We start from the raw sequence: 20,267 nt of genomic DNA on the forward strand, positions 1-20,267 counted from the left end.
TATCGTTTATATTAAATAAGATTAATTTATTCTATAGATAACCTTATTTACAGATGGCGCTTAATGTCCTTACAGGTGAATCTTCTGTTACGGCAATCGCTTCAAGCCCTTTATAATCGACGGAACACTGACCTGATTTATTACCCCATTTAATATCAAGGCGGCCTGAGTCTGGTAATCCACTCATATAAAGCTGGCTATTAGAGCCTACAATCCCAGTATTGATATCTGTATCATTTTTATCTTTAGAAACCAGCGTCGCGATTGCGCCAAATGGCGGCATTTTACCTTCATGACTTAGGTTAATAATGACCTGGTAACCGACTTTTGTTTTAAACTGACGTTTAATGACCGCGCCTTCAGTTGGATATACCATCATTGAGGTATCTTTAAAGGTCACATCATCAGGTAATGTATTCACGTTAACTGAGATTTGGTTTGAAGCATTACTCGATAACTGTGGAATAATGGCATTACCAAAGTAGTCAAATCTCGCGCCTGAAGATAAAGCGGTTCCTCTTGCACCATCGGCTGTAATAATCGCAATAGTATCCCCCATATTTGGTGATAATGAGATACCATTGGAGTGAGCGACAAGCCCACCACTTATACCTGTGTTAATTGAACGGTTTGAGTCAGAGTAGCTATAACCTGCTGACATTGTTGAAGTATCAGCTGAGTAGGTTGCATTCAAACTACCACCATAATTATTATTATGGTTGTCATAGTTTTGGTATAAACCATAACTCAATTTACTGTTTAGGGCATTACCCGTTAGGCCTGCTTGGTGTCTCGTATTACCGTGATTGTCATGAGTCACACCATAACGTGCACTCATCGCTTGAGCCATTTCACTGTTGCTCAACAGGCTCATAGGTACGGAGATATCAAAAGAAATAACACGGTTTTGCGGCCACGATTTATTCTCATTCTTAACGCGGTCAATGGTATAACCTAGGCTATAAGAGATCCCTTTAAAGTTATTATTGTAACTCATGCCTAAAGTTGTGTTAGAGCGTTGGCTTCCCCAATATGTATTTTTTGCCGCCCTAAGTGAAAGTGAACCATAAGAATCAAATGATTGGTTAATTGATGTTTGGAAACTATAACGTTCCCTCGAACCTGTCCATGGTGCTAAACCGTCTTTAATGTCATAGCCTGAAATATTATAGTCAGCAAAGGAATAGAAGTTTTCAGACGTAAAGCGTAACGCTGTTAAGTCAAAGGATGTTCCTGTGGAGAGCATACTTTTTGAATAACGGATACGGTAAGATTGACCTTTCAGGTTTTTGTTTGAAAAACGTGCATCAGAGTGAGTAACGTCACTGGATAAAGCACCTAAAACGCCCAGAGATAAACCAATCCCGCCAACAAATGAATTATAACCATTGGCAACTAATGCACCCCCGTAGGCTGTAATATTGTGAGGTAAACCAATACTAAACGAGCCTAAGGTGAATGTTTTCTTTGCAGAGTCAACAGAGATCCCACCATTATAGCGACCCACTGCAATTTCATAGTTATAAGCGCCTTGACGCTCCATGATTGGCAGTGATGAATAGGCTTGTGTGAAAACAGTTTGTTTACCATTTTCTTCTTCAATGGTGACTTCCATATCTCCCGCTAAACCACTTGCAGGGATATCACGAATAACAAAGCGTCCTGGAGCCACAAACGTTTGGTATACAACACTACCATTCTGGCGAACAGTTACAGTCGCATTGGAATTCGCAAAACCTTCAACAAGTGGTGCAAAGCCTTGCATGCTATTAGGGTCAAGTTTTGGATTTGATTTTAAGCTTGCCCCTTTCATTGGTATGGCGTCAAATATATTACCATCTGTTGAAATTTCGCCAGCTTTTAACGTTGATTTTATTGCGTTAATTGTACGAAAAACATTTGTGTTCGAAAAATCAGAGTTACTTGAGCTAGGCCCATTACTCATTTTATTGTGGTTATATAAGTAATTGGTTCTAAAGCGCCATGGACCAATATTAATACCTGGGTTTAAATTGACAAAAAAGGAGTCTGATGTTGAGGTTTTTGAACCATTTTTACTCAGTTGACGATTTTGGTTATAGTTCATCACATAATTCATGACGAGTGCAGTCACACCATTATCACGCAGTTCAGGTGGAACATAACCAGAGTAGTTTGGAACCAAAGCAATTTGCGGAATTGACAAGTTGATGGTTAATATTTGTGGGTCAAATGTGGCCTTCGCATCTGTAATATAATCAGACAGGTTAGTGATCACTGCATCATCAGCGAGGGCTTTAAATTTAGGTAATACACTGGTGTGTACACCAAACGTTCTTAATTGAGCAACAGTAAATGTTGGTACTACATTGCCATCAGGCTGCTTTTCAAACTTAATGTCGTGCTCACCTGCAGAAAGCATATTAACCCTGACTGCAACTTCATAATTGCCAGGCGTTAAAGTGTTATTTTCTGCAAAGTCATTCAAATCAATTTGTGAAACATCGATCCCGCTACCATGCATTAATAAGCCTGGGTCGAAATAGGATTCGGCATGTGCAAAAGATGGCGTCATCGCATAGCAACATGCAAAAACCTCTAATGCGATTATTTTTATTTTCATCCCTTTCACAACATCACCATTTTTTGTTTAGTTAATCAAGTTCCAAAAAAAATTAATTTGATGATTCTTTATCTAGCCCCATCAAATACTCATTTGTAAATCGCCACTCAATTTTTCCAGTATTACTGTTAGGTAGCGCAACTTCTTTTGTTGAAAAAGGGGACAGCGTTATTTCTCTGTCGCCATTTTTTATGTTTGTCCCCGCAACCTTTAAATACTCAAAGGTGAAATAAAAAGGTGTTGGGTTTTCTAGTATCAATGCGTTATTTTTTCTTGTGACTTTGAGCTCTTTTGCTAACTTATCAATTTTTAGGTTTTCAATTTTTTTAGGGCGGTAAAGCAATTTAAAATAAAAATTCGGTATGATATTTAACTGTACGCTATTCTCTTTTTTATTTTTATCTTCATTAGGGATCCCTCTAATGCCTATCCAAAAAAGACTTTCCCTATCATCTGGGATGGCTTCTTTATTAATATTGTTGCTTGTTCGACGTATATTCCATGATGTTTGAGTGTTTGCTTCTAGCATTTTTAATGGCGGTAAAATAACAAAAGGTACAATTTCTGTTTCTTTATTTTCCTTAGGTAGCAATGATTCATTGTCAGTATTTGCTATCCAAGATTCCATTAAATAACTGCTGTTATTTCCATTTTTCAAATCAACACTGATTCCACCTGAATCACTTTCTTTATAGACATAACGTTGAAGCGTAAAATCAAATCCTGTTGAGTCATCTGCTAGTGTGGTATTTGAAAAACATAAGCCTAATAATAAAACTGAAAGAAATTTATTTTTGAGCATTTTTAGTACCGTTCAAAGTTATTGGATTGGTTTTTGTTTCGCCACCATAATCATTAATGATGCTCCATTCTATTTTTGAGGCTTTTTTTGTTGTTTTTAAGTCAAAAGTAGAAAATGGTGAAACCATTGGTGCTCTTTCACTGCTATAAGGTACTCCATCAATCTTTATATTTACTAAGGTAAAATGATAAGGTGACGGGTTGTTTATCGTAATTTTATTATTAATTTGTGTTGCAGTTAGTTTATCAATGTATTCATTGACATGCCCTTCAATTCCATTTGGGCGATAAAACATTTTGATGACTATCTTTGTTGATAAATTAAACGTTGTACCAACTTGATTACTACTATTATTACCACTATTTTGTTTTGTCTCGGGAATGAAATTGACCATGAGATAAAACAAAGATTCTCTATCGTTTGGTAAATTGCTTAATGATTGAGGTATAATTTTCAATGCATTATTAGATTTTTCTTTTAATGTTACAATTGGTGGTATAATCGTAAAATTTTCGCTTGTAGCATTTTCTGTTTCGATATTAGTAAATATTAAACTTTGAACGAGATATTTTTTATCTGCGGTATTGTTCGCTGTAATACTCTGACTTTTATCGTTTTGTTTAAAAATTATTCTTGAATGATCAAGAGAAACGGCTGCAAATGTGTTCTGTGATACTAATAAAGTTATTAATAAAGATTTAATAAGCTTTTTCATGTTCATTTCCACTGTTTAATATTAATCGGCGTAGTATCCAATAGTTAATTTAGCAGAGAAATCACCATCATTTGGTTCACAATCAGCTTCTGCACAACGCAATTTTGCATTGATTATTTTTGTCTCACTTGTGCTTTGTATATTATCCCAGAGTATTGAAGCTGTGCTTGGCTTTGCGTTTGCGCTCTCATTAACACTTACAACTCGATTGTTATCAAGTAACTGAACACCAATGACATCATTTGGGTTATCATTAAAAATGTTATTACGCCCCGCTAAGGTATTCCCTGATGCAATATAGACAATCGCTGTATTTTGATCGGGCGTTGTGCAATTTTTCAATCCGATGGTAAATTGTTTAGTGACGTTATCACTCTTTATATCATTAGTTGTGGTAATTCCAGATTGATTACCGAATATAATTTCACTAGGAACATCTATTTCACACGTTTTTGATAAAAATAAAACAGAAAAATCATAGCGAACGGAGTTCGCATCATCTGCCATAGACAAAGATGAGATGGACATGATTAAAGAAGCCAGTAATGCCTGTTTTATTTTCGTCATGATCCTCAATCCTGATAATATTCAAAAGTGACTGCTGCATTTGAATCGCCTGGTGTTACATCACTATCTCGTTTTACAAGGCTAACTCTGTAATTAATTTCTATTGAATCGCTAGTTGTTGATGGAAAAGTTGTAATGCTTTCATCATTAACCTGCTGACAATTTTGGTTGTTTTTATCGCAGGATTCAAGTAAAAAACCCGTTTTAGTTGTATCATTTAATCCAAAAAAAACGCCATTATCAAATTTAGTGGATGCTGCTGATTTAGATTTAATTTTAACGGATTTTTCTGTACCTGCTGGAAAGTTTTTACATGCAATAGTATATGAAAAACTTTCAGTACGAATAGGCTGGTTGATTGGCTTACTATCAACATCTGATGCCACCAAAATGCCATTTTTATTAAAATCAATATTTTTATTTAAGTCGTTATTATCATCAAATTCACAAGTTCCTTTGATAATTTTTGTTTTGAATTGCATTTGGCCATTTTGAGCGAAAAGTTGGCTTGAAAATACAGTAATACCCAAAACAAGTGCTATTTTACTGAACAGTTCCATGGAACTCATCATATCCTCCAAGATCATTAATGATAGCCCATTTGACAGAACCATTTTTATTTTGGCTTAAGTAGCTCATTTCAGAAAAAGGTGCAATAACGTTATTCTGTTTATTTAGCTTTATATATTTATTATTAACATATAGGCCTGCTAGGTTAATGTAATAAGGTGAATTATTAACTAGCTTGACACCATTTGCTGTGCTCATTGTTTTGATATTGCTAAATGCGACTGATTGCTCCATTGGAAGGTTTGCAGGACGGTAGAAAATTTTAATCACATTCTCTAAACCTACTTTTACACCATCGCTGCCTTTATCTAACTCAGGTACATTCCTTGAGTGGAAATAGTACATGGATTCCCTATCGTTAGGGAATTTGCTTGGTATCGCTTTTATTTTGATAATATTTTGTTGTTTAGGCCCAAGCTTAAAAATAGTTGGCGTTATAACAAAATAACCATCCAATGCTGTTTTACTACTTAGCTGTTGTGTAATGAAATTAGCAACTAAAAAAGGTTTATCATCTTCATTTCGAGCTGTTATTGAAGACGTATTGGTTTTTCCTTCAATAACAATACGTGTCTGGCTTAGCCCAACACCAGCTTGAGATGCAAATGAAATAGTTAGTAATATAAGAAGTAAGGATTTTAATTTTATCACTTTTATTTTCCTTTATTGCAGGCAGTATACTAATACTGCCTGCTCAACTAGCTAATTAACTAAAAGTCGTTATTAGTCGTATGCAACGCTGAATGTTACTGGAACATTTAATTGCTGTGCAGTTGCTTCAGCAGTTGTTGCGTACAGGCTTGCAATCATTGGAACGATGATGTCACCGTTACCAGAAACTTTCAGGCCATCAACTGGAGTAGTATCATTAGGCTTCAGGTCAACTAAGGTATTACCAGTTGATTCAGCTTGTAATTTAACACCGATTTGTGATGCTTGAGCATCAGCAAACATGTCAGAGTGGCCAGTTAATACTTCACCAGAAGCTTGGATTGCGATAGAACCAGCTTGTGGGTTTTGATCGTCGTAGGCTTTAGTACAGTTGTTTAATACTAAAGAGAATTTTTCTTTAGAGATTGCATCTGTAGTGCTCAGGCCTTTAGTTTTATGTGTACCTAAGCTTACTAAATCTTTTGAAGCATTAACGTCACAAGTTTCTGCAACTAAGCGAGCATTAAAGTTAACAGTTGCATCTGTCGCTGCGAAAGCTTGTGAAGAAAGAGCTGCAACAGCTAAAGTACCGATGAAAGCAAGTTTATTTAATTTCATAATAATTCCTAAGTATGTGAGAGAACTAATTTAAAAGTTTAAAATTGATTATATCTATTTTGTCGAGCTAATTATTAAGTCTTCATTTTCCCTTACGGAAGTAAAGATTGTTTTTTTATTTAAACTAGAGTCCATAAATAACAGGAGTTATTTATTTTTAGTTTGAATTAAATAAACACGCTTTATTGATAACTTAATTTTAAAATTTATTTTTGATTGATTAGCAAGCTCTCGCTCGCTGAGTACGGGGATAATATTAGTTGTACTCATTTTGGTTGTCAAATAAGCTTAAAATAATTTTATTGTGGTTTTTGATAGTTTTCAAAGTGTTATTTTTTATTTATTTCAATGGGTTATGTTTACTTGCTCTTTCTTAAGTTAAATAAAAGTGCATTAATTGGTGTTTTATTCTTTGGTTTGTCTTATCTTGTCTTTTATAGGGTCAAAAATGCTAAATATAATATTTATTCATAATTTGTCTCCGATTTTAACACTTAAGGTGAGTGAAAAAGGTAAATGTTACGAATGAATAATAGATGTGAGTAAAACACGTATAAATCAGGCGTGATTAATATTTTTATTAATATTAATCACTTTTTAAAGAGAGCTTTCTTTTATGCTAATAATTATCTAGGGTAATATACGTAGGATGATTCTTAGTATTTGTCGCGAATATATTGGAGATGACTTAATACTATTCCTAAGATTATTCTCATTCAATACTTATATTTCTCTTTTTTTCTTAGTTTCATTACAAGCGCTATTCTGTATATTGGTATTTTCATCACAACACAATAAGGATAATTTATGAGCCAACTTATCATTCCTGATGTTGCTTTAGTTGATAATAGCGAGCAACGAACCCCCTTGGTCTTGGTATTAGATTGTTCAGGCAGTATGCATGGTGAGCCGATTAACGAATTAAATGCAGGCTTGCAATTACTCGAGAAAGAACTCAAAAATGATGTGATTGCGGCTAAACGCGTACGGATACTGGTTATTCAATATGGTGGAAACGACCAATGCTCTATTATTGGCGACTGGTGTGATGCCATGGATTTTACTGCGCCTATATTAGAAGCTAATGGTACAACTCCAACGGGGCAAGCGGTTATGGTGGCGCTAGATGAAATAGAAGCAGAAAAACAACGGTTTCGCCAAGCTGGTGTGGCATATACGCGCCCTTGGTTATTTTTGATGTCAGATGGTGCGCCGACAGATTTATGGGAAGAGTCAGCACAAGTTTGCCGCCAGGCGCAAAAGGATCAAAAAGTGGCGATGTTCCCTATTATGGTTGATGGGGCAAGTGCGCAAGTCATGGGGGAATTTAGTATTGCAGGCTTGAATGGTGTAAAAAAATTGAAAGGATTGCAATTTAAAGAACTGTTTTTATGGTTAAGTGCCAGTATGCAAGTGGTTTCCCAATCGACGCCAGGCGGTCAAGCACAACTTCCTTCAACAGATAGCTGGTCAACAGTGTCGGTGTAATCTATGAGCTGGTCAATTTATTGCGCATCAGTTCAAGGGCGCTCTCATCAGGAAAATAATCAGCCTTGCCAAGACGCTTGGTCTGTAGAACATACTACAAATGGTTTAGCTGCTTGTGTGTGTGATGGTGCAGGCTCTGCTCGATATAGTGATATAGGCTCACGTTATGTTTCAAGGTTATTCGTCCAGCGGGTGTCTGAATTTGGTGATGTTGACTATTTAACTATAGAAGAAATACAACCTGTCATTCTTCGCACACTGAGTGCTATTCGCGAACAACTGGTTTCCCTTGCAAGCGATAAGCAGGGGGAATTAAAGGATTTTGCTTGCACACTTGTCGCTGCATGGATTGGCAAACGCCAAGGCTTTCTTTTTCATTTAGGTGACGGTGCTGGCATCGCTTCTTATCAACAAGATGGCCAGCGTATTGATACGGTTTCGGTGCCAGAAAATGGGGAATATGCCAACCAAACGTGGTTTTTAACCTCAACTGATTGGCAGGAACATCTACGCATTACACCTATCACTGCAAAAATAGAGCGGGTTATTTTAATGTCTGATGGCGTACAACCTTTTGCTATGAATAAGCAATGTGATGCGCTGTACCTCCCGTTCATTGAACCTGTGACTCGATTTTTACAGCAAAATGATGAGCATACAGGCAGTGAAGCATTAAAAGGGACGCTTGATGACCCTCGGACGTATTCCATTACAGGGGATGATAAAACCTTACTTGTGGCATTTAGGGAAATGTAATGGCAGGGGTCAATAAGATAAAGCTGGTCGATGGGCAAGGGCAAGTTATCCAGCTGGGTAAATTAATTAAAAGTGGTGGGGCGGGCAGTGTTTACCATATTGCATCAGCGAGGGGGCAAGTTGCTAAGCTCTACCACGACAAAATTGATAAAACATTATACCGCCGAAAAACATCGGCAATGTTAGCGTTAAAGCCAAACTTACCACCAATTGCGGATACGGCAATTCCTGTTATCCAGCTCGCGTGGCCAATCAGCCAGCTATTTAACCAGAAAAAACAGTTTGTGGGCTTTGTCATGCCCGAGTTGGATGTGAATGCATCCATTGAGCTTGAATATATCTTGCAAGAAAGGCAGGCAAAAGCAAATAACTTACCCGTTGGATTAGGGGCCAAAATCCAACTTTCAACCAACTTAGCCATATTGGTTGAGGCTATTCATCAGCAAAATCACTTTATTATTGATATGAAACCCGTGAACTTGCGTTTTTATCGGGAAAGCTTATATGTATCAATGTTAGATTGCGATGGTTTTAGTATTCAAGGAAAACAAGAACGTTTTGCGGCGGGGCAATTTACGGTCGATTACCTTGCCCCTGAATTCCAAAATGCGAAAAGCGTGCCCCAATTGCAAGAATCCCAGCAAGACCGATTTGCCTTAGCGGTGATTTTATTTCAATTATTGAATTTTGGTATTCATCCATTCTCTGGCCGCCCTTTACATAATCAAGTACCAAATGATTTACCCAGCCGAATTGCAGGGAAATATTATGCCTATGGGGTAAAGGCGCATCAAGGTATTAGCCCGGTCCCAACCAGCGGGCATACTTTCTTACCTGATGATATTCGCCAATTATTTGATAAAGCGTTTAATGGCGCGCCAGACCAAAGGCCGAGTGCAGCGCAGTGGGTGCAGTGTTTACGCCCTTACGCGTTGCGTAGCCAGAAAAAGATGGTGGTATGCAGCAAAAATAAAGAACACCAATATTTTTCTGGGTTGAAATGTGCCGCTTGTGAACGGGTTAGGCAATTAAAAGTTGCTAGCGAAGCGCTGCAAAAAACACGGCAACAGCAAAATATACAAAAAGTGCATGTTAGAGGCCAAACTCAAACTCGTCGAATTGTTCGCCCACAACCCATACCGCCAATCACCTTTACACCGCCTGCGTGGTTCGCAGCAATTAAAAGGGTGCATATTTACACATTTCTTGCCATCGCTATTCCTTTATTGATGGCATTTGTTGTTAGCAGCATTACGCAAAACATGAAACCAGAAACACTATCGCCTACGGCTTTTTACCAATATTGGGCGCAGGAGGGCTTTGAGTCTGATGTGGCGCTGAGCATTATCACGCTGGTCAGCATATTGGGTCTGAGCCTATTTTTCTGGCTGGGGTTCTTTTTACCTATCAAGTCTATTTTGACCAAGAAACCGTAAGGAGGGATGACGTTGAAAATGAAACTAAGTCCACTCCTTTTATTACCGTTGGCGTTCTTATTTGCGGCGCCTGCGCTGCCTTTTTTCTTTGGCTATGGCGTGTTTATTGCACTATTCGAACTGGGTGGGCTAATTTGGCCAATTGCCTTGAATGTCAGTGATAATTTATTTCTTACGGTGATGTGGTTATTTGGGTTGGTGTTTATTATTGCTTTATCGATAGGTGCGATTCGCTTTCAAGCGAGGCAATATTGGGGCGCTGCGGTTATAACTCTGGTGGTATTTAGCGCCATTACACTTTTAAATATCCCGTTAAGTGCTGAATCAAACCAACGTTGGTGGGCGCAAACACTTATCGAACAGCGCGATTGGCAGCTATTTCAGAATGAACAAAACACCGCAGTGAGTGGTGTGCTATCAGGGATCTTATATAACCATGAAGCTAATATAGAAATTGAAGAACGATACCATGAGTTGCAAGCACGTATCGATAAGATGGATAAACTTGCCGAATTAGCACCACAAAGCGCAGCAATGCGTGCAATATGGCAACCATTGTTACAAGCGAATACGGCGGTGCCAAATGATCAAATCATCCAATTAGAAAAGGCGAGCCAATTTTTACCACAAGATGGTGGGCTAGCCTTTGCCGTCGGCTTACTTAGATTACGCCAAACCGAGGCAGCAGAAGAGAGCCTTACTTTCTTTATGCGCGCCATTGCCGCACAGCCGAATAATCCCACTTATTGGAAAGGGCTAGGGCTTGCATATAGCGTAATAAAAAGCCAAGTCGATAATAGCGATGTGAATTTAAAGAATGCGTATGCCGCACTTATTTTTGCACAGTATCTGAGCCTCAGTAATAAATGGTCAGAATCCCCTTCTCAGTTATTTGATACGCAAAGTGCCGCAATGTTCGCGAAAGAAATTCAGTACCTTTCTGCCGCTGAACGCCAGAACTTTTTAATCTTACAGGCAAGAAGTAACATACAGGTATTAGATTGGTTTAGAGAAGCTGCGGATGAGCAAACACAAGTATTAGCAAGACAGCCATTATCCATTAAAGGGATATATGGGGTTGTCGAGCTATCCACGTACTATGACCTTAGTGATCCTCGTTACCCCGGAAAAATGACGATCAATACAGAGGGAACTGCCATTGTAGCTAGCTCGCTTAACGAGGTGCGTTATCCTTCAGTTAAATATACTGTTGATAATGTCTCCGCAATTGTGGCCGTGGATGTGAATGAGGACGGTGCGCCTGTATTTACCTTAATCGACACCACCAGTGGCGTAAAAAAGTATGATACCGCAGCTGAATATGCCGTGAGCCAATTACGCTTTACCCCTTCAACGCAACCTGTTCGTCACTTTGTGAGTGTTGGCTTTAAAAGCACAGTGAAAAGTTTAGATGATTACGCGCAAGAAGTTGGGCTTTTAGTGGAAAGCGCCAGTAAGGCTTTAGCAAGGCATAACGAAGAATCATTTGGGTATGTGCTTAAAAGGCTTCTGAGTTATGTGAATAATACTGTCCCTGCTAAATATACACGTAGTTCAAGTTCATCTTATGAATATTACCAGCAGCAGCAGGAGATCTCAAAAGAGATACGCACAACACTGAGACAAGCGGATAGCCGCACTAAGTCTAACGGTGAGGCGTGGGAAAGTAACACGCAAAGGCTTCGCACATTATTGTTAAAGCACCCAAATAATATTGAAGTGCTAAGCACAACGGCAAGAATGGAATTAATGCACTTTAATGCAGCGCGAACCTTGTTAACTGAAAATAAAGCATCTGCAATAAAAGACGGCTTTGTTGATGATGAGCAGCATTGGCGTGACTTACTGTTGAGCGCGCGGGGGCACTATCTGCAAATTATCACCATTAACCCAAACCGTATTGATGCGTGGTTCGCTTGGGGGGTGACGATGATAGATGAAGACCCAGAGTTGGCAGCAGGTGCATTTGCGTTAATTCATTATAACGCGGATAAAAGTGTGGATCAGCGTTTGATGGCAGCGCAATCTCGTTTCTTTTTATTTGGTTTGCCAGATGAAACCAAAGAGCGGGTAAATATTATTAATGCACGTATGGCACAGCTATATAGCAAAGGTGAATTGCCTGCATCTGCAACGGAGCAAGATCGCCAAACGTTTGAAGAACAAAAAGCCTTGGCTAAAAAAGTGATGCCAGCGGTTATACCATTTGCTTCAACCCTTCGTACCTCGCCTATGCGAAATGAAAACCTTGCAGATCCCATAGCGGTGAGTGTTGATGCGGCCGCTTTTGGTATTCAAGAAAAAACATTACAGCTACCTGTTATCTCTCAGGAATCGATAGGCAAAACACAAGGTGAAGTGGTTTTGAAAATTGATGTACCGAAGGGTGGTGTGCCAAGCTCAGTGATGTTACAGAAGAGTAGTGGTGTGGATTATTTTGATGATAGCATCATTTTCGCTGCGTATCAGTGGCGGTTTAATTCGGCATCTCAAAATAAAGTGTTATTAATTCCAGTGATTTTTAACCAACCCAGTGAAGCTTCGTTAAATTATCAGCCATAAAGGAATAGGGAATATGATGAATCAAACTAAAATGGCAGGGATGCTTGCCATATTTTGCTCAACGCCATTATTTGCACAAAATATTGAACAGCAATACAGCTTATGGGTAGATGACCAAAAAAGCCAAATTCGCTGTTTTGAAGCCGAATCGCCTTTTCAGTATTGTTTGCGCCAGTCAGAAGAGGGCAAATTAATTGTCGCGGATAAACATAACCAAGAGGTTTATCAAATTTACTATTTTGATAACGGGCCCGATGATGCCCAAGAAGGGGTATACCGTATTCGTAAAGGTGATAAAATTGGCTTTGCGGATGCCACGACAGGGAAGGTTGTTATTGAAGCAACGTATGATTGTGCTTACCCCTTTGAAGAGGGAAAGGCCAAAGTTGGCGTAGGGTGTCAAACGCAAACGGATGGCGAACACAGTTGGTGGGTTGGTGGGGATTGGACAACAATCACACTGCCATAAGGATTCTACGTACTTAGATACGTCTTTTTAGGGTATCTAAGGCGTTTTTTACGATATTCGTGATATTTTTTTACAATTAAATCGACTTTAGCCATATTATTTATATTACTTAACTTATTGAAAACCAGTTGTTATTGTTATGTAGATCACAGTTTTTCCCCTGTTAACCCCTCCTTAAAACCATTCACGGCAAAATTCAAACCGCTTAATTCTGTATGGCACCGCTTAGCGCAACTTTAGTCATTTGCAGAGTGTAATTTCTTACCATAGACACCATGGCAGAGCTCAAATTTTCGATTTAATACAGTTCAACCACTGCCAATTAAAAAACCATCAATGACAAGCAGCACTACGATGTTGCTAGCGTGATGGCAAATACAAAATCAATGGCATGTTCGTTTTACCTCAGAAGGGTGTTCTATGAACAAAAATGGTATTTTAAAGCACATTCCGTGGATGATCCTTGGGATTATCGGCGCAATTTGTTTAGGGGTTGTTGCGCTAAGACGCGGCGAGAATATTAGTGCGTTATGGATAGTCGTCGCCTCGGTGGCGGTTTACCTTATTGCTTATCGTTACTACAGCTTATATATCGCGAAAAAAGTGATGAAGCTGGATGAAACTCGTGCGACTCCAGCTGTCATTAATAATGATGGTCTAAACTATGTTCCAACCAATAAAAATGTCCTGTTTGGTCACCACTTTGCAGCAATCGCAGGGGCAGGGCCATTAGTTGGACCTGTACTGGCAGCGCAAGTAGGGTATTTACCCGGTACGCTGTGGTTACTGGCAGGGGTTGTATTAGCTGGTGCGGTACAAGACTTTATGGTGCTGTTTATTTCATCTCGCCGTAATGGTGCATCGTTAGGGGAAATCGTCAAAGAAGAGCTGGGCCCAATTCCAGGAACGCTCGCACTCTTTGGTTGTTTCCTGATTATGATCATCATCCTCGCGGTACTCGCACTTATTGTCGTCAAAGCCTTGGCAGAAAGCCCATGGGGTGTATTCACCGTGGTATCAACGGTACCAATTGCCTTGTTTATGGGGATATACATGCGATATCTCCGGCCGGGGCGTGTTGGTGAGGTTTCCGTCATCGGTATCGTGTTGCTGGTAGCATCGATTTGGTTCGGTGGCGTTATCGCTCACGACCCATACTGGGGCCCTGCACTGACCTTTAAAGACACCACGATCACTTATGCTCTGGTTGGCTATGCATTTGTTTCTGCACTGTTACCTGTATGGTTGATTTTGGCGCCGCGTGATTATCTGGCAACCTTCTTGAAAATTGGGGTTATCGTTGGTTTAGCGATTGGTATCGTTATCCTGAACCCTGAATTAAAAATGCCAGCGGTGACGCAATTTGTTGATGGTTCAGGTCCAGTTTGGAAAGGTACACTGTTCCCATTCTTGTTCATTACCATTGCATGTGGTGCGGTATCGGGTTTCCACGCCTTAATTGCTTCGGGTACAACACCGAAATTGTTAGCAAACGAAAAAGATGCGCGTTACATCGGTTACGGTGCAATGTTAATGGAATCTTTCGTTGCGATTATGGCGCTGGTTGCAGCATCCATTATCGAGCCAGGTTTGTACTTTGCCATGAATACCCCGCCAGCGGCGTTAGGTATTACAATGCCTAACCTGCATGAACTGGGTGGCCCAGATGGTGCGGCTATCATGGCTCAGCTGAAAGATGTTTCTGTTCACGCAGCGGCAACGGTCAGTTCATGGGGCTTTGTGATTTCACCTGAACAAATCATGCAAACGGCGAAAGACATCGGTGAACCGTCTGTTCTGAACCGTGCGGGTGGTGCGCCAACATTAGCCGTCGGTATTGCATTTGTATTCCACGAAATCATGCCAGCGGCAAATATGGGCTTCTGGTATCACTTTGGTATTCTGTTTGAAGCGCTGTTCATCTTAACCGCATTGGATGCAGGAACCCGTTCTGGCCGCTTTATGCTGCAAGATTTACTGGGTAACTTCGTTCCATTCTTGAAGAAAACGGATTCGCTGGTTGCAGGTATTATTGGTACGGCTGGTTGTGTTGGCTTATGGGGTTACTTACTGTATCAAGGTGTGGTTGACCCACTGGGCGGCGTTAAGAGCCTATGGCCACTGTTCGGCATCTCGAACCAAATGTTAGCGGCTGTTGCGTTAATCTTAAGTACGGTTGTCCTGATTAAGATGAAACGTAGTAAATACATCATGGTCACCGTGTTACCTGCGGTATGGTTATTGATTTGTACCACTTGGGCGTTAGGACTGAAATTATTCAGTGATAACCCACAGCTTGAAGGCTTCCTGTACTTAGCTAAATCTTATAAAGAGAAGATCGCGGCAGGTGGTGCTGAGCTGACAGCACAAGAAATCACTAACATGAATCACATTATCATCAACAACTACACCAATGCGGGTCTGAGTATCCTATTCTTAGTGGTTGTCTACGGTATCATTTTCTATGGTATTCGTGTGGGCATGAAAGCATACAAAAATCCAGAACGTACAGACAAAGAAACACCGTATGTGCCTGTACCGAAAGAGGGCGTGAAAGTTTCATCTTCACATTAGTGACCATTCGACACCATCGAGCTGCTAAGGTGGCTCGGTAACAGAACGGTAGCCCTACATTGTGTGTTCATGATGTAGGGCATTTGTATTTGGAGAGGCAGATGTTTGGTAACCTTGGAAAAACAGGTAAATACTTAGGGCAAGCAGCGCGTATGCTAGTTGGTATTCCTGATTATGATACTTATGTCCAACACATGAGTGATAACCACCCTGATAAGCCCGTCATGACTTACAAAGAATTTTTTCGTGAAAGGCAAGATGCGCGGTATGGTGGAAGTGGTAAAGGCGGGTTCCGCTGCTGTTAACGATGATTGCAGTAAAACAATGGTGCAAAGAGGATAATAATGAAACCAATTAATGTCACAATCCTAACCGGTTTTCTTGGTGCAGGTAAAACAACGCTCCTTAGCCATATTCTTCATGCAGAACATGGACATAAAATTGCAGTCATTGAAAATGAATTTGGTGAAGTTCCCATTGATAACGCCATTATTGGTGACAGAGCCACACAAATCACCACATTGAGCAACGGGTGCATCTGTTGCTCGCGTTCCGCTGAATTGGAAAATGCATTGTTAGACCTATTAGATGGCCTAGACAGTGGCAAGTTGGACTTTGACCGTTTAGTGATTGAGTGCACAGGAATGGCAGACCCCGGCCCTATCACGCAAACATTTTTCTCTCATGATGTGTTATGCGAACGGTTTTTATTGGATGGCATCATTACGCTGGTAGATGCGGTTCATGCTGAAAAACAATTGAATGATTTTGCGATTGCTCAAGCGCAAATCGGCTATGCAGACCGAATTTTATTAACAAAAACTGACGTCAACCCAGATAACGACGCCCTGCTAGAGCGATTACAACGTATTAATGCCAGAGCGCCAATTTACCCAGTTATTCATGGCGATATTAACTTACAGCTTTTATTAGACATCGAAGGTTTTTTATTAGATTCACAACTGAAGGTGAATAAACCGACTTTCCGTTTTGCACCAAAACAACAAAATGAAGTGGAGTCTATCGTTGTGGAGTTTGACTACCCTGTTGAATTAATGGAAGTTTCACAGGTAATGGAAGATCTACTGCTCGGTTTTGCAGATAATTTATTGCGTTACAAAGGCATTTTATCCATCAAAGATGAACCAAAACGTTTGTTATTCCAAGGGGTTCAACGCCTTTACAGTGCCGATTGGGATACAGATTGGCAAGACGGTGAAACCCGCCGCAGCGTATTAGTGTTTATCGGTGTGAAACTCCCTGAAGAGATTATCCGTGAAAAGTTTGCAGCCTTAGAAGTTAATTCAAAATAGAACAATTCAAAAAAGAAATTCAAAAAAGAAATTCAAAGTCATTAGCGGCGTAGCAAGGCGGCAAAAGAGTCAATCCCTAGGAGCATACACAAGTATGTGACTAGGGTTGGCGAGTGTAGCCAACAACGCTACGGCGTTAAGGGCGAAGAATTGGCGGCGTAGCAAGGCGGCAAAAGAAATAATCCCTAGGAGCATACACAAGTATGTGACTAGGGTTGGCGAGTGTAGCCAACAACGCTACGGCGTTAAGGGCGAAGAATTAACGCGCTTTTGACGCCATAATCTCAATAATCTGCACATCCGTATGCCTCATCGACCCTGCGGCCAATGAACACAAATTAGCAATAGACTGATCGACATCATCGGACACAATACCGTCCGAGCCTCTCACACAGCTATTATCTAAGGCCATAAGTACCGCTTTGTAAGCCGCACTGGCGCTGGTGGAGACTTTCATTGCACAACTGTTTGATGCACCATCACAAATCATCCCACTGACATCGCCAATCATACTGGAAATCGCCATTGCGACGACTTCATAGCGTGACTCCAATAACCATGCAATCCCTGCGGCGGCGCCCATAGCAGCGGTCGTTGCAGCACACAGCGCTGATAACGCAGGTAATTGATTATGAATATAAATCGCCATTAGGTGGGATAACATCAACGCGCGAGCCAACTGTTCTTCAGAGGATTGCAGGTAATCTGCTGTCACCACCACAGGCATGGTTGCAGCGATACCTTGGTTACCCGAACCTGAGTTACTCATCGCGGGTAAAACCGCACCACCCATACGGGCATCGGATGCGGCAGAGGTGCGTATCATAATTTCGGACATCAAGTCTTTCGATAACAAACCGCGGTCACGCTGAGTTTGTAACGTTTTCCCGATATGTAAGCCATACACATTGCGCAGGCCTTCTTGGGAAAGGGCTTCATTTAACTGGGCAGCTTCTAAAATAAAACGAATATCGTCTAATGGGGCTTCAGTCGCAAATTGGTAGACGGCCTTTGCGGTAACGGGCGGTAAGGGAATATCCGCAGCGCAATCAACAGGGGCATCATCTAGGGGCTTTCTTGATAAAGTATCAAACACCGTTTCATTATTATGAATTATCTTCACAATATTGGTGTGTGAACCTGTGATGATCACCGTCGCTGAACCTGTTTGGGTATGTACCGTTGCTTCGGAATAGATAACGTCTTCGCAAGGGTGTTTGATATCAACGCTTACTAGGCCTTGCGCTAACATTGTTTTGCTCAAGGCAATGGCGTCAGCTGAAGCGGATTTAAGTACCTCTAAACCTGCATCTGCATCGCCCCCAATCGCACCTAAGGCTGCCGCGATAGGTAACCCTACCATGCCAGTGCCTGGTACCGTGACGCCCATCCCATTTTTCATCAGGTTAGGGGAAACAAAGGCGCAAACGCGCGTGACGTCACCGTCAAGGAAGGACGCTGCTTTTGCTGCTGCGTAAGCCAATGAAATTGGCTCAGTACAACCTAATGCTGGCTTAACCTCTTGTTTTACCGCATTGATAAAATATTGCCAAAGTAATGGTTGTGATTGCGCATGCATGGCAGGTCCCCTTAATGAAATCTTTGTTGATTTTATTATTTTAAACAACCTGTTGGAGAAAAACTTCACTAAGTTTGGGGATATACTTGTGCGTGAGAGAAAAAAAATCTCCAAAAATGGAGATAAAAATAAAATATTTTCTAGTTTGCGCTTCGTCACAAAAATCCTGCCTATAAAATAGGGCAGGACATTGTGATTGTTTTACGGGTTAGCTTTCCACATCGAGGCGTTTACTTTGCCATTTCCGTGAGCGCCAGCGCCATGCATTAGTCAAGCCGCGCAACCATTCATCGGCGAAGAAGCCGAGCCAAATTCCCAGCAAGCCCATTTCCATTTTGATCCCTAAGAAATAGCCGAGGGGGATCGCCACGCCCCACATAAAGATAATGGCGGTGCATAATGGGAAGCGGGCATCACCAGAGGCACGTAACGCATTCACCATCACAATATTAATGGTACGCCCTGGCTCTAAAAATACCGAGAGTAAAAAGAGCGGTAATAAGAGCTCGATAATACCGTGGTCATCAGTGATGTTGTTAAGGATAGGGTCACGAAGTAACCAGAAGGCAATGACAACACCGATAGTGACATAAAAGCCCATTTTTAAGCTTTTTATTCCACGAATATAGGCATCTTGGAAGCGTTTCGCACCAACCAAATGGCCGACCATAATCTCATTACCAATACTGACGGAAATACCAAATAACATGATAAATAGCGATAATTGGAAATACAGAGTTTGTGCCGCAAGCGCCGTTTCTCCCATTAAACCAATAAAAGCAGATGCCGTCATAAAGTGTAAAATCCACACTAAGTTTTCCCCCGCAGAAGGTAAACCAATGTGTAAAATTTTACCGAGCATTTTACGTGACCAATGAATTAACATCATTGGGACAAATTTAATGCGCAACCCATAGAATAATAAGCAGAAAAGTAAAATTACAGCCACAACACGCCCAACGACAGTTGACCATGCCACACCTTCTAAACCATATTGTGGTAAACCGAAGAAACCATAAAGTACAATAATATTACCTGCAACAGTAATCAGGTTGGCAATTAATGTTACCCACATGGCGGGCTGTGCTTTGCCATAAACCCGTAAGCAAGCCGCTAAAATAATAGTAATCGCTTCAGGGATTAAGCAAATCCCTAAAATACGTAAATAAGTATAACCATCCGCCATTAAATGGGATGGCATATTCATGATTTTTAGAATGGTATAGCCAAAGAATACCGCGACTAATGCACTGGAAAAACCAAGAATAAAGTTAAAGGCGATGGAGATATGAATCGCTTGGCTGGCTTTTTCACGGCGGCCTGCCCCTAAATATTGTGCGATAACAACGCTGCATCCTACACTGATAAAGTTAAAAATAGTAATAAAAAGATCAAAGACTTGGTTGCCCACCCCCATCGCTGCAAGGTAAGCGGTCGATACATGGCTAACCATGTAAGTGTTAATTAATAATGTGGCCAAATGCAGAAAAATATCGATAAAAATTGGCCAACTGAGCGAAAAGAGTGACCGCTCAGTCACATCAGACTGATGCATTGAGAACCTT

General features: G+C 40.6%; 17 protein-coding genes. 8 read left to right on the forward strand and 9 right to left on the reverse strand.

What is annotated here, in order from left to right; translation table 11 throughout:
• Nucleotides 1-43 precede the first annotated feature (43 nt).
• From ABWP91_RS02915 to ABWP91_RS02945, 7 genes are all read right to left on the reverse strand, one after another.
• The gene (locus ABWP91_RS02915) at nt 44-2,602 is read right to left on the reverse strand and encodes a fimbria/pilus outer membrane usher protein (protein ID WP_353241949.1); all 2,559 of its coding nucleotides are present in this window, start codon (nt 2,600-2,602) and stop codon (nt 44-46) included.
• Between the two features lie 52 nt (nt 2,603-2,654).
• Nucleotides 2,655-3,404, reverse strand: coding sequence for a fimbrial biogenesis chaperone (locus tag ABWP91_RS02920; RefSeq protein ID WP_353241950.1), 750 nt, complete (start codon nt 3,402-3,404; stop codon nt 2,655-2,657).
• Nucleotides 3,391-4,119, reverse strand: coding sequence for a fimbrial biogenesis chaperone (locus ABWP91_RS02925; RefSeq protein ID WP_353241951.1), 729 nt, complete (start codon nt 4,117-4,119; stop codon nt 3,391-3,393). The genes ABWP91_RS02920 and ABWP91_RS02925 overlap by 14 nt, the downstream gene beginning before the upstream one ends.
• Before the next feature lie 21 nt (nt 4,120-4,140).
• Nucleotides 4,141-4,686 carry a fimbrial protein gene (locus tag ABWP91_RS02930; RefSeq protein ID WP_353241952.1) on the reverse strand — a complete coding sequence of 182 codons (546 nt, stop codon included), beginning with the start codon at nt 4,684-4,686 and terminating at the stop codon, nt 4,141-4,143.
• Nucleotides 4,687-4,691: 5 nt separating this feature from the next.
• Nucleotides 4,692-5,246, reverse strand: a complete 555-nt coding sequence (locus tag ABWP91_RS02935; protein WP_353241953.1) for a fimbrial protein — start codon at nt 5,244-5,246, stop codon at nt 4,692-4,694.
• Nucleotides 5,230-5,907 carry a fimbrial biogenesis chaperone gene (locus ABWP91_RS02940; protein WP_353241954.1) on the reverse strand — a complete coding sequence of 226 codons (678 nt, stop codon included), beginning with the start codon at nt 5,905-5,907 and terminating at the stop codon, nt 5,230-5,232. Before ABWP91_RS02940 ends, ABWP91_RS02935 begins: the two co-directional genes overlap by 17 nt.
• A gap of 72 nt (nt 5,908-5,979) precedes the next feature.
• Nucleotides 5,980-6,525 (reverse strand): fimbrial protein, encoded by a 546-nt coding sequence (locus ABWP91_RS02945; protein WP_353241955.1) that lies wholly within the window; start codon nt 6,523-6,525, stop codon nt 5,980-5,982.
• An 807-nt stretch (nt 6,526-7,332) separates the two neighbouring features.
• Between ABWP91_RS02945 and ABWP91_RS02950 the strand changes: the two genes are divergently transcribed.
• The 8 genes from ABWP91_RS02950 (at nt 7,333) to yjiA (ending at nt 17,123) form a co-directional block, all read left to right on the forward strand.
• A complete protein-coding gene (locus ABWP91_RS02950; protein ID WP_353241956.1) occupies nt 7,333-8,013 on the forward strand; it encodes a vWA domain-containing protein in 681 nt (226 codons plus the stop codon).
• Between the two features lie 3 nt (nt 8,014-8,016).
• The gene (locus ABWP91_RS02955) at nt 8,017-8,769 is read left to right on the forward strand and encodes a PP2C family serine/threonine-protein phosphatase (RefSeq protein WP_353241957.1); all 753 of its coding nucleotides are present in this window, start codon (nt 8,017-8,019) and stop codon (nt 8,767-8,769) included.
• Nucleotides 8,769-10,205: a DNA-binding protein gene (locus tag ABWP91_RS02960; RefSeq protein WP_353241958.1), complete on the forward strand. Its 1,437-nt coding sequence runs from the start codon at nt 8,769-8,771 to the stop codon at nt 10,203-10,205. Before ABWP91_RS02955 ends, ABWP91_RS02960 begins: the two co-directional genes overlap by 1 nt.
• Nucleotides 10,206-10,223: 18 nt before the next feature.
• Nucleotides 10,224-12,767, forward strand: coding sequence for an energy transducer TonB family protein (locus tag ABWP91_RS02965; RefSeq protein WP_353241959.1), 2,544 nt, complete (start codon nt 10,224-10,226; stop codon nt 12,765-12,767).
• A gap of 13 nt (nt 12,768-12,780) precedes the next feature.
• Nucleotides 12,781-13,236 (forward strand): WG repeat-containing protein, encoded by a 456-nt coding sequence (locus ABWP91_RS02970; RefSeq protein WP_353241960.1) that lies wholly within the window; start codon nt 12,781-12,783, stop codon nt 13,234-13,236.
• Between the two features lie 420 nt (nt 13,237-13,656).
• Nucleotides 13,657-15,810: a carbon starvation CstA family protein gene (locus ABWP91_RS02975; RefSeq protein WP_353241961.1), complete on the forward strand. Its 2,154-nt coding sequence runs from the start codon at nt 13,657-13,659 to the stop codon at nt 15,808-15,810.
• Between the two features lie 101 nt (nt 15,811-15,911).
• On the forward strand, nt 15,912-16,115 hold the full coding sequence (locus ABWP91_RS02980) for a YbdD/YjiX family protein (RefSeq protein WP_353241962.1): 204 nt from the start codon (nt 15,912-15,914) through the stop codon (nt 16,113-16,115).
• A 39-nt stretch (nt 16,116-16,154) separates the two neighbouring features.
• On the forward strand, nt 16,155-17,123 hold the full coding sequence (gene yjiA / locus ABWP91_RS02985) for a GTPase (RefSeq protein WP_353241963.1): 969 nt from the start codon (nt 16,155-16,157) through the stop codon (nt 17,121-17,123).
• A 259-nt stretch (nt 17,124-17,382) separates the two neighbouring features.
• Here the strand turns inward: yjiA and ABWP91_RS02990 are convergent, their stop codons facing one another.
• Both ABWP91_RS02990 and ABWP91_RS02995 read right to left on the reverse strand, forming a co-directional pair.
• Nucleotides 17,383-18,702, reverse strand: coding sequence for an L-cysteine desulfidase family protein (locus tag ABWP91_RS02990; protein WP_353241964.1), 1,320 nt, complete (start codon nt 18,700-18,702; stop codon nt 17,383-17,385).
• Between the two features lie 208 nt (nt 18,703-18,910).
• A complete protein-coding gene (locus ABWP91_RS02995; RefSeq protein WP_353241965.1) occupies nt 18,911-20,257 on the reverse strand; it encodes an MATE family efflux transporter in 1,347 nt (448 codons plus the stop codon).
• Between the last annotated feature and the right edge of the window lie 10 nt (nt 20,258-20,267).

Source organism: Providencia sp. (assembly GCF_040396775.1).
Taxonomy (GTDB): Bacteria; Pseudomonadota; Gammaproteobacteria; order Enterobacterales; family Enterobacteriaceae; genus Providencia.

Bases quoted from the DNA above. Each gene is read 5' to 3' on its own strand.
- ABWP91_RS02995 (WP_353241965.1), bottom strand. From the start codon at position 20,257: ATGCATCAGTCTGATGTGACTGAGCGGTCACTCTTTTCGCTCAGTTGG.
- ABWP91_RS02980 (WP_353241962.1), top strand. From the start codon at position 15,912: ATGTTTGGTAACCTTGGAAAAACAGGTAAATACTTAGGGCAAGCAGCG.
- ABWP91_RS02935 (WP_353241953.1), bottom strand. From the start codon at position 5,246: ATGGAACTGTTCAGTAAAATAGCACTTGTTTTGGGTATTACTGTATTT.
- ABWP91_RS02930 (WP_353241952.1), bottom strand. From the start codon at position 4,686: ATGACGAAAATAAAACAGGCATTACTGGCTTCTTTAATCATGTCCATC.
- ABWP91_RS02960 (WP_353241958.1), top strand. From the start codon at position 8,769: ATGGCAGGGGTCAATAAGATAAAGCTGGTCGATGGGCAAGGGCAAGTT.
- ABWP91_RS02970 (WP_353241960.1), top strand. From the start codon at position 12,781: ATGATGAATCAAACTAAAATGGCAGGGATGCTTGCCATATTTTGCTCA.
- yjiA (WP_353241963.1), top strand. From the start codon at position 16,155: ATGAAACCAATTAATGTCACAATCCTAACCGGTTTTCTTGGTGCAGGT.
- ABWP91_RS02965 (WP_353241959.1), top strand. From the start codon at position 10,224: ATGAAACTAAGTCCACTCCTTTTATTACCGTTGGCGTTCTTATTTGCG.
- ABWP91_RS02990 (WP_353241964.1), bottom strand. From the start codon at position 18,702: ATGCATGCGCAATCACAACCATTACTTTGGCAATATTTTATCAATGCG.
- ABWP91_RS02920 (WP_353241950.1), bottom strand. From the start codon at position 3,404: ATGCTCAAAAATAAATTTCTTTCAGTTTTATTATTAGGCTTATGTTTT.
- ABWP91_RS02915 (WP_353241949.1), bottom strand. From the start codon at position 2,602: ATGAAAATAAAAATAATCGCATTAGAGGTTTTTGCATGTTGCTATGCG.
- ABWP91_RS02955 (WP_353241957.1), top strand. From the start codon at position 8,017: ATGAGCTGGTCAATTTATTGCGCATCAGTTCAAGGGCGCTCTCATCAG.
- ABWP91_RS02925 (WP_353241951.1), bottom strand. From the start codon at position 4,119: ATGAAAAAGCTTATTAAATCTTTATTAATAACTTTATTAGTATCACAG.
- ABWP91_RS02945 (WP_353241955.1), bottom strand. From the start codon at position 6,525: ATGAAATTAAATAAACTTGCTTTCATCGGTACTTTAGCTGTTGCAGCT.
- ABWP91_RS02975 (WP_353241961.1), top strand. From the start codon at position 13,657: ATGAACAAAAATGGTATTTTAAAGCACATTCCGTGGATGATCCTTGGG.
- ABWP91_RS02950 (WP_353241956.1), top strand. From the start codon at position 7,333: ATGAGCCAACTTATCATTCCTGATGTTGCTTTAGTTGATAATAGCGAG.